The following is a 13,219-nucleotide window of genomic DNA, read 5'->3' on the forward strand; positions in this document are numbered from 1 at the left end:
ATTATTAGCCTTCACCAATTGGGCGTTTATGGGCAGTTTAATCTCCCATCTAACTCCTTTGCTCCAGCTGAATTTCGAGGTGAGAGTTTTACTGCCCTCAAATAGCGGGATAAAAAGCTTTCGCATTTTTCTTCAATAAATGAAACTTTAATCACTGGGATTAATATGACTATGTATTTATGTGCAGAAATAATAAAAAACACTACCAATCGCAGTGTTTGGGCTACCTCCACATGTCCATCAAGCTAAGAAAAGCGAACATCCAAAACAAAAAAGATGGCGAGGTTAATGTTGTAGTATTTGGAAAGCAGGCAGTCTCTAAAGCCTAGTTAAGCAGATACAGTAATCAAGTATTCTATGTTACGAATGAAAAAGGATCTGATATGAATATCAGATCCTTTTTCACTGCTTCTTTTATAAATTTAAGTTCTTCATACATACATCGTTTCACACGAGGTTGCTATTTACTAGTACACGATAACCGGTTCATACGTGCTTAAATTATTATACACAGTATTTACAATACTAGAAGGCAGGTTCACACATCCTCTAGATCCGCCTTTTCCCGTAGCAATGCATAATTTATTTCCTTTAAGGAAAGGACATATGTCCACTGGCTTTTTAATAGAATCAAAGTGTATTTTTACTTGCCAGGCTTAATCTTTTCGCAATACTCTTCTAAAGTTAACCCATTTTCTTTTAGATAAATAGCAACTTCTTTTCCTACATAACGATAATGCCATGGCTCATACTTAATACCAGTAATATTCTCTTTATCTTTTGGATAGCGGAGAATAAACCCATACTCTGCAGCATTCTTATCTAACCATTTGAATGCATCAGTAGTTTCAAATTTTGCATTTAAATCTTCTACAGTATTCTGCCATTCAACTGAAATAATGTCTAATGCTAATCCAGTGTGATGTTCACTTGCACCAGGATACTGAAGATATTCCAATGCCTTAGCACTAGCCTCTTTATCCGACAAACCTTGAGATTTATAGCTTTTAACTGAAGCATCATAATAAGTTTGTTGTAATTTTATAGCTCGATAACCTGATCTTAAATAAAGGTTGATTCCCTCTTTTTTTGCAGCTGTTACCATATCCTGATAGGAAGTTGCAATTCTGCTATCGATTTTCATATTTGGCTTAGCATTTTGAGTGATACTTGTTAATTCAATTCCTAGTTCCTTTGATAACATATGCTCTCTATTTACAAGGATAATTCTCCAATCATTAAGATCAGAGATAGGTAAAACATCTTTTTTATTCGCATTTATCTCATTTTTATTTTTATCGTTATTATTAGTAGTTTCCTGAGATGTTTGCTTTCCACTACAAGCAGCAAGGCTCCATCCCATTGCCAATACCAATGCTAAAATTATAAATTTTTTAATTGTATCTCATTCCCTTTTTGTTTATTAGTCTTTATACCAATTTCCCAACACATCTCTAGGAATCTCCTTGAAATCCTTCAAAGAAACGGGGCCGACAAATTTTTTAATCCCATGATTTTTAGAATCTTCATCCGAATAATCTTTTAAAAATTGAATTTTAAATTGTTTCTTACCATCAGCATAGTCGGTTACTGTCGGTACGAGTGCCGCTTGTCGTATACCAAAAGTTTTATCTTCATACTTGACGAATTGTATATAAGATAGTCCTCCAACCAATGTTTCTAATTTTTCTTGAGCAGAAATAAGATTTCCAAGAGAATAATAGATTAGCGTTTCATGTCCATCTTTATTTTGTTTCCACTCAACTGGTTGAATTACATGTGGATGATTTCCAATTACTACATCTACACCTAAATCTGTTAAATATTGAGCAACTTCTTTTTGTTGCTTTGAAGGTGTAGTGGTATATTCTACTCCCCAATGCACCATAACAATCACCATATCAGAGCTATTCTTTGCCTTTTCCACATCATTTTGGATCGCCTTTTTATCAATTAAATTTAATGCCCAAGACTTATCAGCTGCAACTTTAATTCCATTCGTACCGTATGTATAATTAAGTAGCGCAAAACGAATACCATTTTTTGTAATCGTTTTTATTTCATTGCGTTCATTTTGACTCTCATTAATGCCTAACGGGATAACATCCGGATATTTCTTCCAGTATTCTCTTGTATTCATAACACCATTAATACCCATATCCATAGCATGATTTGTCGCTTGAGTCACTATATTGAATCCAGTGTCCACTAAAGATTGACCTACTTCTTCAGGTGTATTGAAAGTAGGATATCCCTGTACTTTTAGATTATTTCCTGCAATTGGAGTCTCCTGATTCACTATAGCAAGATCACTTGATTGAACAGCTTTTTTTATATTTTCATAAATATAGTGATAATCATATGAACCGTCTTTTTGTTTGCCATCTTTAATTACTGCGTCATGATATAAATTATCACCCGTTGCTATTAAATTCACAACCGATTCTACTTTTTTATCTTCATTAAAATTAGGAGACTGTTGAATAGGACTATTGTCTACCCAATTTGGTGCTTTTAATGATTTATCTATATTTGATTGAGCAGGTGCTAATGAAGCTTTAGATGTCTTAACATCTGTATTACCGCAAGCGGTTAAAAGCACTAAAAAAATAAGACATAATAAAAAAAACTTTTTACTTCTCTGTAAATTATGTAACATGTGATCCTCTTTTCTATTTTATTACTTATAACCAGTTCTAACAAATAACTTTTTAAAACAGTGTATTGTGGTTTTTACACTTAATTATGGAAGGGTTACATCTGCTTCGGAATATGTGGATAATCGTTTTCAACTTTCTAACAATCTATCGATTCCATCAGAATTGATAGATTGCTAGAAAAACATTATCCACGAGGATATCGACTAGATTCCAATAAACATCCTCCAGATATTGAATTTGATATACCCGTTCCAATTGTAGTAGCTGGTTAATCTAAACAAGAGAGGAGAATAGTTCATATAGCCTCCTCTCTTGCTTTACGTTTGTGAGTGGCTCCAAAAAGAGGGAATCGTTGCCGGACCCCCTTTAGATATTGCGCAATCTTTGTAACTAATTTCTTTAAGTTGAGCGACAATCATTATACTGATAACAACAAGTAAGACCCAAGAACTTATTTTACCAATATACGAAAAAAGTATCAATATTTTCTGCGGTCCATATAAAGAAGCCAATTAGGAGAAATGAAAAAGGAAGTGGCATTTTATATGTGTTGTTTCGCACTGTGAATTGTACATAAGTTTTAGCAAAAACAATAAATAAAGGCTCTATTGCAAAGTTTTCTACATGAAGCTAGACTTTAGAAAATAGGATCTAGGAGAATTGGGCATGTCTTTTCGTTCTTCCCAGAAAATATATTTTCCTTCACTGATCAATTGTAAAAAAACAAGCCATCCAATTCATAGAGGATGAATTGGATGGCTTGTTCTGTATCAAAAAGAAAATCTGTTATTTGATTACTTCAATTTCCCCTCAAAAACAATTTTTCTACCACACGGTTCAACTTCTGTTTTCCCGTCTTTCTTCACTTCATGAAAGATTGGCTCTTCCATGCGACGAGACGGTGCATATCCTTCTTGTTCCATACGTGCTAAACAGTCTGTAATTGTTTCGTTTTCTAGTACTTCAAATTTCTTTTTATTAGGTTGTTTTGTCATGCCCTAACCTACTTTCTATTTTTCTTGATGCGAATTGATTCTTCATGTAAATAATATATAACATTGCGAGAATTCCTATTATAATCATAACCGCAATAAAAAAGCTTGTATACTGTATTTTTTCTATAAATACGCCTCCTAATACAGGACCCATAATACTTCCTAGACTAAAGGCGATTCCGGATAATATATTACCTGCTGGTAGTAAGTGTCTCGGTAATAAATCTGTCATAAATCCAAGACCTAACGAGAAGCATGATCCAATTACCATACCTGCTAGAAGCATACAGGCAAAGACAATCCAGTAATATTGATCAAATACTGCTGCAAGTAGGAAAATTCCTGTACTTATGCTGAACGTCCACGTTAATATACGGTCTCTTCCGTATTTATCACTCAATATACCGAGCGGAATTTGTGTAATAATACCCCCAATCGCGAATGCTGGTATTAAGAAAGAAACTTCTGATACAGACCACCCTTTGCGAAGGGCGTATACTGGTAAATTACTATTTAGCATTGCTTCAAGCACACCATATGCAAGTGGACCAATAAGTGCAATCCAAGCTAATCCCACGACTTGTTTATAACGAGAAAATGATGATTCACTTTCAGTTTTCGTTTCATCTTGTGCTGGGAATGCATTTTTCGTTGGTAAAAGTAAAATCCATCCTATTAAGCAAAGTATAGTAGATACGATAAATGGCGTTGCTAGTCCATACTGAACTGTACTTGCCAGATAAGGGCCAATTGCAAAACCAATTCCGCAGAATACGCCGTATATCGATACTTGCCTACCTATTTTACTAGGGTCTGTCGTTGTTGTAATCCACGTTTGTGTTCCGACATGAAGCATATGATCTCCAACGCCAACTAGAAATCTAAGAATAAACCATACCCAAAATGAAAATGTTTGTGTAAAAAAGAATAATGAAATAATAACGAGAAAAACACCAATTACGATAATGGGTTTCATTCCAAACCTTTGCATCGGTTTTTCAAGAAATGGTGAAATAAATAATATCCCGATGTATAATGCCGTCGCATGAATACCGTTAATACTTGAACTAACTCCTTCTTGTTCAAAAATCATGGCGATTGTAGGTAGTAACATTCCTTGTGATAAACCGGAAATTGCAGCAATTCCAGCCATAATCCAAAAAGTAAAACGCATTGACATCTTTTTCCTCTCCTTCTCACGCTTTCCACTTTTCATTATAAACGGTTTCTTTACATGCGTGTACGAATATCGGCAATAAAAAAGAAGCTAAAAGAATCAACCTTTTAGCTTCTTATCCTTCCCAAACTTGTGCTTTCACATGGTAATGAAAATGTTTAAAATATGGATTTTCATAAAATGAAGGCCCAAATAAAATCGGATGTGTATGGACCATTGATTGCTGCACTTGTAAAGGAACTACAGCTGGTAAAACTTGCATATACATCGGATCAATAATAATTTTTACATATTGGTGATCATTATATGGAGAATGATATATTAAAAATGGATTATGCATTGACTCTCCCCCCTTATACATACAAATGCTATAGTATATGCAAGTTTTGTATTTCGGGAATTATTTATTGTCTAACCAATCCTCTACATGCTGTATAAACACATCTAAACAATCAATAAACGGTGAATGCCCGCAGTCTTCTAACACCTTCAACTCCGCATTTGGCAAATGTTTCGCTAATTCCTCACCAACTACTTGTGGTACGACGTAGTCGCGGTCACCTTGTATGACGAGTGTTGGGGCTTGAATACGGTGAATATGTCCATTTCCTCGTACAACACCATTATGTTCATCTGAAATATTAAATGTAACTAATGAATAGTTCACATCAACGAAATTGCGCTGCGTTAACATATCATCTAAATACTTTTCATAACGATCCGGTTCAGGTTGATTATGTGTATATATTAATAGATTCCATACTGTACGGTAATATACTTTATTCATATTTTTTATTGCATCTAGTACGGGGGCAATTTGCACTGGATCTTGCGCAATTTCTTCTTTCGTTTTTAATAAACTCGATACGATTGGTTGCCCGTTAATATCTTTTTTAAATATCGGGTACCCTTTCATTCCAACCGATTCTACTAATATTAGCTTTTCTACAAAAGTTGGATGGCTCGCTGTAAACTCCATCGCAACACCGCCGCCCATTGACCATCCCATTAATGAAAATTTCTTTACATTTAATTTATCTATAAAAAGTTTCACATCTTCTGTAAAGTCTTGCAAAGAATCTATCGGCTTATTATACGTTGATTGTCCAAATCCTCTTAAATCAATTGCGTAAATATGATATTGATTTTGTAGTTTCTCAATAACTAAATCAAAGTGTTGTGACGATGTCATATTTCCATGAATGAGCACGAGTATTTCTTCATTTTGCCTTCCAACTTCTTGATATGCAATCGTTTCTCCGTTCGATAGTGAAACATACTCCATTGTTGCAGGCTTAATCATCACAAGTTCCCCCATTCTTTTAATAGAAAGAAAATTCTTTACTTAATTAAAGAATACCACACAGAATGTATGTTCTCAATATAAAATCTATACGAAATTTCCACATAAAACTGCATGTCTATTACTAGACAGTTATTATAAAAAAGTATATAGTTAGCTAGGTAACTAATTTGAAAGGATCCAAATACATGGACGAAAAACAACATTTTTTCCACATTGTCAGTCAAACTTCTCGTAAGTTTACGAAGAAATTTAATGAACGTGTATCTCCAACAGGATTATTTAGTGCGCAATGGGCTGTTATTTTCCGCATTAATCAAACTGGATCTTGTACTCAAACAGAATTATGTCAGTATTTAAATGTTGAATCACCAACGATGACCCGCACGTTAACACGTATGGAAACGATGGGCTGGATTATTCGTACGGAAGGAAAAGATCGCCGTGAGAAGCTCATTTCCTTATCGGAAACAGCAATAGAAATGATTCCAGTATGGCAAGAAGAAGTTGATTCCTTTGAAGAAAAGACGCTAGAAGGTATTAAAGAAGAAGACTTACATGCAGCTTTTCAATTGTTACAACAAATTATCAAAAATTTAGATCATTAATATGGAGGGATGACGATGCAAAGTGAAAAACTTTGGACGAAGGATTTCCTCGGAACTTGTTTTAGTAGTCTGTTTCTCTTTTTAACATTTTACATGCTTATGACTACTCTGCCTGTCTATGTTATAGACAGCCTAAAAGGAAAACCTGAGGAAATTGGTTTAGTTGCAACTGTTTTTCTTATTTCATCTGTTTTATGTAGACCATTCACAGGAAAATGGCTCGATGATTTAGGAAGAAAGAAAATATTATTTATTTCACTTTCACTATTTTTAGCCGCTACTGTTATGTATTTCGGTACGCAAAGTTTATTTTTATTACTTGCCCTTCGCTTTTTACATGGTATTGGATTCGGAATGGCAACGACAGCAACTGGAACAATTGTAACTGATGTAGCACCAGCTCATAGACGCGGTGAAGCACTTGCTTATTACGGCGTATTTATGAGTCTACCGATGGTAATTGGTCCTTTTTTAGGTTTAACAATTATTTCTCATTTTTCATTTACTGTACTATTTATCGTTTGTTCAGTATTTTCATTACTCGCATTTTTATTAGGATTACTAGTCGATATTCCGCATGAAGCACCAGTAAACAAACAAAAACGAGAAAAAATGAAATGGAAAGACTTAATTGAACCATCTTCTATTCCGATCGCTCTGACAGGATTTGTTTTAGCCTTTTCTTATAGTGGCATTTTATCCTTTATTCCTATTTATGCGAAAGAACTCGGTTTAAGCGAAATTGCAAGTTACTTCTTTATTCTATACGCACTTGTTGTGGTCATTTCTCGTCCATTTACAGGGAAAATATTTGATCGTTTCGGTGAAAATGTACTTATTTATCCAGCTATCATTATTTTCACAATTGGGATGTTCATTTTAAGCCAAGCGCAAACTTCATTTTGGTTCCTTGGCTCAGGTATGTTAATCGGTTTAGGATACGGAACATTAATTCCAAGTTTCCAAACGATTGCAATTTCTGCCGCTCCAAACCATCGACGTGGTTCTGCGACAGCTACTTACTTCTCGTTCTTTGATAGCGGCATTGGCTTTGGTTCTTTCATTTTAGGTATAGTCGCTGCCAAATCAAGTTATCATAATATGTATTTTATCGCAGCTATTATCGTTGCGTTCACTTTACTTCTTTATTATGGATTACACGGACGAAAACAAAAATTCAAGAAACAAAGTACAGATGGACAAATCTCTGCATAACGCTCATAAGGAAAGTAAACTTACCCGTTTACTTTCCTTATTTTGTATTTCTTTTAAGACGAGCGTATACTTATAATAGAAACTAAAGGAGGTACATACATGAATGTAAAGAAATCTCCCCTGCTATTACTGTTACTAGTATTACTATTCGTAGTTACAGGGCTTGGGTTTACTTTTTTTAAACATAATAAAACGACCCCCACTAAAGATACTGTCACAAAAGAAAACTGGTTAGACGATCCTTACTTACGCTGGTCGTATACACATATGAAAGAATTTACTTTAATTAATGAAGTAAAAAACAATCCTGACCAAGTTGCTCCCTTCCCTACCGCGTTACAAAACTTAGACGATTTTGCTGTGGAGCGTAGATTTGGAAATACAACTCCTCTAAAAAAACTTTTAGACGAAAACAAAACAGACGCTTTTGTCGTTGTACATAATGGCCAACTTGTTTATGAGCGATATTTCAATGGATATAACGGGAGTGATCCTCATGGAATGGCATCATTAGCAAAGGTGTTTACTGGTGCAATCATACAATCTCTCGCTGAAGAAAATCTTATTGATGTAGAGAAAACAGCTGACACTTACATAAAAGAATTAAAAAATACACCGTTTGGTAAAGCAACACTTCAGCAATTACTGGACATGCAAGTTTCTGCTGAATACCCTACTCACGGATATATGCAGCTAGGACTAGAAAATCAAGATGCACAACTATATTTAGCTAGTAATATTTTACCCCGAGGTAAAAATTACGAGGGGCCTATGAAAATTTATGATATGTTACTAGAGGCAGAAGAAACTGCACCGCCTGGCTCCGCTTTTTCTTACAATAACGGCTCAAGTGAAACACTCGCTTGGATTATCCGAACAATCACTGACAAATCATTAGCGGAAAATGTAAGCGAGCAAATTTGGTCTCAAATTGGTATGGAAGAAGACGCTTATTACGTTACAGATGAAACAAAAGTAGAACAAGCAAGCGCTGGTTTAAATGCAACTGCTAGAGATATGGCGAAGTTCGGGCAATTACTTTTAAATAATGGTCAATATAACGGAAAACAAATCGTCCCTTCTTCTATTACAGAAGGTGTAAAAAATGTACAAGAAGGCGAACTCGAAATTGGCAGCGGCGCTTCAATTTCTTATCATAATCAATGGTGGATTCCGCATAATGAACAAGATGCTTTCGAAGTGTTAGGCAGTTACGGACAAACTCTTTACATCGATCCGACAGCAAATATGGTAATCGTCCACTTCTCTTCTAACGCTGCGCCTAGTAATGAAATCCATTCGGTTTATTCCGATATGTATGTTGATATTGCACATCATTTGGAGAAGCTTCCGCGGTAGTGGAGGCTTTTTTATTTACACAAATCCTATTCCAGTTATCACTTGGTTATTAGAAGTTGCCGAAAGGATTACTATTTGAACCACGCCTAAACCCTATTTATAGTGATAATATTTTATAAATTTGAAAAGACTAGTGCTTAGGAAAGGAGGGATTGTGAATGTCTGTGAAAAAGCTATTAACTGGATTAATCATTTCACTTGCGATGATTGTAGTTATGACTACTTTAGGATCGCTCCGTGTATTTGCCGAACCCGACGTTGTGAGGCAGCCTATCGAGGTTGAATTGAATGATGATTACTTTAATCCGAATGTCATCACTGTTCCGATCGGGAAAACGACAACGTTACTATTAAAAAACAAAGGAAATAGAGATCACACCTTTACGGTGAAAAAGCTCGGAATTGACGCTGAGGTCTCGCCAGGAAAAGAAAAAACAATTACCGTAAAACCTGAAACTCCCGGTACATATGAACTAATATGTCGGTTCCACTACTTGAAAGGAATGGATGGAAAAGTAATAGTCAAATGACAAGCGGTACCGACCCTTACTTTTTTATGAAGTGAAACTTAAATTCGCGGGGTGCCCATCCCCCGCAGATTATTAATCCTCACTATAGAAAGTAACCATTCTATCCTTTTAACTGTTGTTAACAGTACAAATTAATTTTTCTAATACTTGAGCTACACCATCTTTATCATTGGTATCGGTAATAAAATATGCAGCATCCTTCAATTTAGGTATTGCATTTCCCATAGCAATTGGAAAACCACACGTATAGAATAGCTCTAAATCATTCCAATCGTCGCCAAAGACCATTATGTTACCCATAGAGATATTATTTTGGGTGCAGATTTCCCTTACAGCTCGTTCTTTAGAAACACCTTTTGCCATGATCTGAGTTAAAGTTCCTGCATCGGTACATATAGTACTTACTTTATGTGCAAACTGTTTTTGTAGTTTTTCATAATGAGTATATTGTGAGATTAATAATTTTGAAGCACTAACTTTTTTTAATTCATTTAATGGAACTACAATTGGATTTACAACTGCATTCATGGTTTTGTTGTAATCCAATGTTTTATTACTGTACCATGTATCTTCCGATTCAACTGAGAGGCATGCATCAGCCTGGTAAGTAATAACAAATTCTATAATTTCATTTGTGATTGCTGATTCAATCGGGTAATGTTGTCTGTAACCTAATGCATTATCTACTACCAAAGCTCCATTGTAGTAAATCATAGTTGCAATGTCTTGAAGTTCGTGAGGAAGAAAAACTTTGACTGATCGTGGCGCCCTTGCTGTAGCAAAAATAACCTTCATTCCTTTCTTTAGACACTCCAGTATAGCCTTTCTATTTCTTTCTGACACTTTCTTTTGTGAATTTAATAAAGTACCATCTAAATCTAAAACGATTGCTTTAACCTCGGATTCTAATTCCATATGTATATCCCCTTATTTACAGTATAAATTCCTCCTTTTATATTCTATATCAAGTTATAAACCCCTTTATATTCCATACGTGTGAAAGAAGTTTTAGCGACATTTTGACTAATCCATACACATAAAGCGACTAAATCTTTTGCTTGGTACTTACTGGTTCGTTGTACAAAACCAACATCTCTAGCAAGATCTCGTAAGAAATTCGGAGATAAGAAGCTTTGAATTTCTTGAGCAAATAGTTGTAATTCATCAGATACAGAAATAGACATACAAAAACGCCATCCTTTCTGTATATTACTACAAAAAGAATAGTGTTTTTTTTGCTTTATAAATACAATTTCTTTTTCAGTAACAAATGTGGGTGGTACCCCATATAAAGAAATTTTAAACATCTTAATCTGCCTTTCCTTTATGTAAATATGGGAATAATGAAATTACCCCAAGGATAGCTAAACAAGCTCCAATCCATAGCGGAGATACAAAACCATATCCTTTACTGATTCCAAGACCACCTAGTGAGGAACCAATAACAATACCCAGCGTAATAAAAGAACTATGAACGGTATTTATCATTGTTCCATTACTAGCTGTTTTCATTACTCTCGCAACCATAGCCGGATTCAATGCTACACCAGTTAAACCAATAAAAATCGTAGAAATAACCGCAATGTATTTATTCTCTGCACCTAAAGCAAATAAAGACAATGCTACTATTAATATAATCAATCCGCTCACCAGTATTTTCATTGTATATTTATCAGCAAACTTGCCAATCACTATATTCCCAACTACCGTCGCACTACCATAGAGAGCAAGTAAATATGGAATACTTGCACTTGAAAAGCCTGTGACATTTGTAAAGATAGGAGTGAAATAACTAAATGCTGCAAACGTACCACCAATAATGAACATACTTGTTACGTACGCTGCCCAAAGATGAATATTCTTAAATCGCAGAAGTTCGTCTTTCCAATTCAATTGCTCTTTATTTGAAGATGATGGTAACAACCATTGAATCATAATCCCTGATACTAGCACAAGAACAGAAACAGCCCCAAAACTAATACGCCAGCCAAAATATTGCGAAATAACGGTTGTTATAGGTAAACCTAATACAGTTGCGAACATTAAACCTGCAAGTACAATTGATGCAGCTTTTCCCCTTGAATCAGAGTGAACCAATGTTGCAGAAAAGGAAATCGCAACTCCAAAAGCTGAAGCTGAAGCAATACCAGTTATAATACGTGAAATCATCATAATATCATAGTTCCAAGCAATAGCTCCGAGCGATTGACCAATTAAAAATACGAACATTAAAAACAATAATGTTTGTTTGCTGCGCATTCGTAAGAGGATTGCAGTTAAAATGGGGCCTCCTATTACCATTGCTCCTGCATAAGCTGAAATTAAATACCCAATAGATGATACAGAAACCTGGAATGCAAAAGCAAGTTCATTCATCATACCTGCAACCATAAATTCTGATGTAGTCATACAAAAGATTGCTAAAGCTAATAAATAAATAATCGATGGCATAAAAACACTCCTTATTCATTATTGTAATGATTGGTACAAAAATAGTGCGAAAAAAGAGCGCACTAAGCGCCAAAAATAGACTCCATTGTTCCTTTGATAACTTGTTCAGCTAACATCCGATTTTGCATCGATACATTAAGAACACGGAATCCGTAATAACTGCTTAAAAGCAGACTAGCTAATTCCTCAGCTGATTGCTTCTTTGAAATTTCACCTGTTTGCAATCCTTCCTCCATCACTGTTTCAATAGCTTGTTTAAGAAGTTCAACATGCTTCGAGAAAATTTCTTGTACCATTAAATCGTTTTTAGCACGTTCTACACTGGCATTAATCAATAAACATCCTTTTTGATCAATATTCTCAAAGTCTTCTTTCAATGCCCATTCAAAAAAATTACTTAATCGTTCTTTAACTGGAATTGGAGTATCTAACAATTTCTTTTGTTCCCTAATCCCAATTTCATGGTAGCGTTCTAATACTTGTTTATACAGTTCATGTTTACTGCCGAAAGTATTGTATAAACTTCCTTTTCCAAGTCCTGTATCACTGCATAAATCTTGTGTAGAACACCCCTCATATCCTCTTAACCAAAATGTTTTCATTGCAACATCTACAATTGAGGAATAATCAAACTCTCTGGGTCTGCCGCGTTTATTCAATCGTATCCTCCTCTCATTTTAAAGATAACATTAATAGAATACTCTTTTTTGTACCGCGTGGTCAATAATTTTATTTTATTGTTACTGTAAAATAAAATTTGATTATTTTAGATTACGAATAATTAAAAATAGCTCCCTTATTCAAATACAAGTCTTATTTGAATTAACAATTTCATCAATCTTTATTATTAATTATCAAACTTTGTTATAAATGATCAATCTATTTTACAAAGCCACAAAAAGACAAAATATAAATTGTTTA

13 protein-coding genes and 2 pseudogenes are annotated in these 13,219 nt (G+C 34.7%); 4 read left to right on the plus strand and 11 right to left on the minus strand.

Annotated features, from left to right (window positions below; genetic code table 11):
- Nucleotides 1–643: 643 nt before the first annotated feature.
- The 7 genes and pseudogenes from V7038_RS26710 to phaZ all read right to left on the minus strand — a co-directional run bounded on the left by V7038_RS26710 (nt 644) and on the right by phaZ (nt 6,135).
- A complete protein-coding gene (locus V7038_RS26710) occupies nt 644–1,375 on the minus strand; it encodes a M15 family metallopeptidase (protein ID WP_335695889.1) in 732 nt (243 codons plus the stop codon).
- A gap of 48 nt (nt 1,376–1,423) precedes the next feature.
- On the minus strand, nt 1,424–2,659 hold the full coding sequence (locus V7038_RS26715) for a CapA family protein (RefSeq protein ID WP_070139688.1): 1,236 nt from the start codon (nt 2,657–2,659) through the stop codon (nt 1,424–1,426).
- Nucleotides 2,660–2,977: 318 nt separating this feature from the next.
- A pseudogene (locus V7038_RS26720) lies at nt 2,978–3,260 on the minus strand (DUF817 family protein); the annotation flags it as partial.
- A 194-nt stretch (nt 3,261–3,454) separates the two neighbouring features.
- Nucleotides 3,455–3,655 carry an NETI motif-containing protein gene (locus V7038_RS26725; RefSeq protein ID WP_000166302.1) on the minus strand — a complete coding sequence of 67 codons (201 nt, stop codon included), beginning with the start codon at nt 3,653–3,655 and terminating at the stop codon, nt 3,455–3,457.
- On the minus strand, nt 3,639–4,835 hold the full coding sequence (locus V7038_RS26730) for an MFS transporter (protein WP_002110840.1): 1,197 nt from the start codon (nt 4,833–4,835) through the stop codon (nt 3,639–3,641). The genes V7038_RS26725 and V7038_RS26730 overlap by 17 nt, the downstream gene beginning before the upstream one ends.
- 112 nt (nt 4,836–4,947) lie before the next feature.
- Complete coding sequence (locus V7038_RS26735) at nt 4,948–5,172, minus strand: hypothetical protein (RefSeq protein ID WP_002110841.1); 225 nt, start codon at nt 5,170–5,172, stop codon at nt 4,948–4,950.
- A 60-nt stretch (nt 5,173–5,232) separates the two neighbouring features.
- Nucleotides 5,233–6,135 (minus strand): intracellular short-chain-length polyhydroxyalkanoate depolymerase, encoded by a 903-nt coding sequence (gene phaZ / locus V7038_RS26740; RefSeq protein WP_002110842.1) that lies wholly within the window; start codon nt 6,133–6,135, stop codon nt 5,233–5,235.
- Nucleotides 6,136–6,323: 188 nt separating this feature from the next.
- On the opposite strand from phaZ, the gene V7038_RS26745 reads away from it, so the two are divergent.
- The 4 genes from V7038_RS26745 to V7038_RS26760 all read left to right on the plus strand — a co-directional run bounded on the left by V7038_RS26745 (nt 6,324) and on the right by V7038_RS26760 (nt 9,847).
- Nucleotides 6,324–6,743 (plus strand): MarR family winged helix-turn-helix transcriptional regulator, encoded by a 420-nt coding sequence (locus V7038_RS26745; RefSeq protein WP_002110843.1) that lies wholly within the window; start codon nt 6,324–6,326, stop codon nt 6,741–6,743.
- Between the two features lie 15 nt (nt 6,744–6,758).
- Nucleotides 6,759–7,958: an MFS transporter gene (locus tag V7038_RS26750; RefSeq protein WP_002110844.1), complete on the plus strand. Its 1,200-nt coding sequence runs from the start codon at nt 6,759–6,761 to the stop codon at nt 7,956–7,958.
- A gap of 99 nt (nt 7,959–8,057) precedes the next feature.
- Complete coding sequence (locus V7038_RS26755; RefSeq protein WP_335695890.1) at nt 8,058–9,317, plus strand: serine hydrolase domain-containing protein; 1,260 nt, start codon at nt 8,058–8,060, stop codon at nt 9,315–9,317.
- 158 nt (nt 9,318–9,475) lie between these two features.
- Nucleotides 9,476–9,847, plus strand: coding sequence for a cupredoxin domain-containing protein (locus V7038_RS26760; RefSeq protein ID WP_002110847.1), 372 nt, complete (start codon nt 9,476–9,478; stop codon nt 9,845–9,847).
- Between the two features lie 108 nt (nt 9,848–9,955).
- Here V7038_RS26760 and V7038_RS26765 read toward each other — a convergent pair whose 3' ends face one another.
- The 4 genes and pseudogenes from V7038_RS26765 to V7038_RS26780 form a co-directional block, all read right to left on the minus strand.
- Nucleotides 9,956–10,762 carry an HAD family hydrolase gene (locus V7038_RS26765; RefSeq protein WP_335695891.1) on the minus strand — a complete coding sequence of 269 codons (807 nt, stop codon included), beginning with the start codon at nt 10,760–10,762 and terminating at the stop codon, nt 9,956–9,958.
- A 74-nt stretch (nt 10,763–10,836) separates the two neighbouring features.
- Nucleotides 10,837–11,031, minus strand: a pseudogene (locus V7038_RS26770) (IS4 family transposase); the annotation flags it as partial.
- A 124-nt stretch (nt 11,032–11,155) separates the two neighbouring features.
- The gene (locus V7038_RS26775; protein ID WP_335695892.1) at nt 11,156–12,298 is read right to left on the minus strand and encodes an MFS transporter; all 1,143 of its coding nucleotides are present in this window, start codon (nt 12,296–12,298) and stop codon (nt 11,156–11,158) included.
- A gap of 62 nt (nt 12,299–12,360) precedes the next feature.
- On the minus strand, nt 12,361–12,957 hold the full coding sequence (locus tag V7038_RS26780; protein WP_002146979.1) for a TetR/AcrR family transcriptional regulator: 597 nt from the start codon (nt 12,955–12,957) through the stop codon (nt 12,361–12,363).
- Between the last annotated feature and the right edge of the window lie 262 nt (nt 12,958–13,219).

The sequence above is a fragment of the Bacillus sp. JJ783 genome, from assembly GCF_036963225.1.
Classification (GTDB): domain Bacteria; phylum Bacillota; class Bacilli; order Bacillales; family Bacillaceae_G; genus Bacillus_A; species Bacillus_A cereus_U.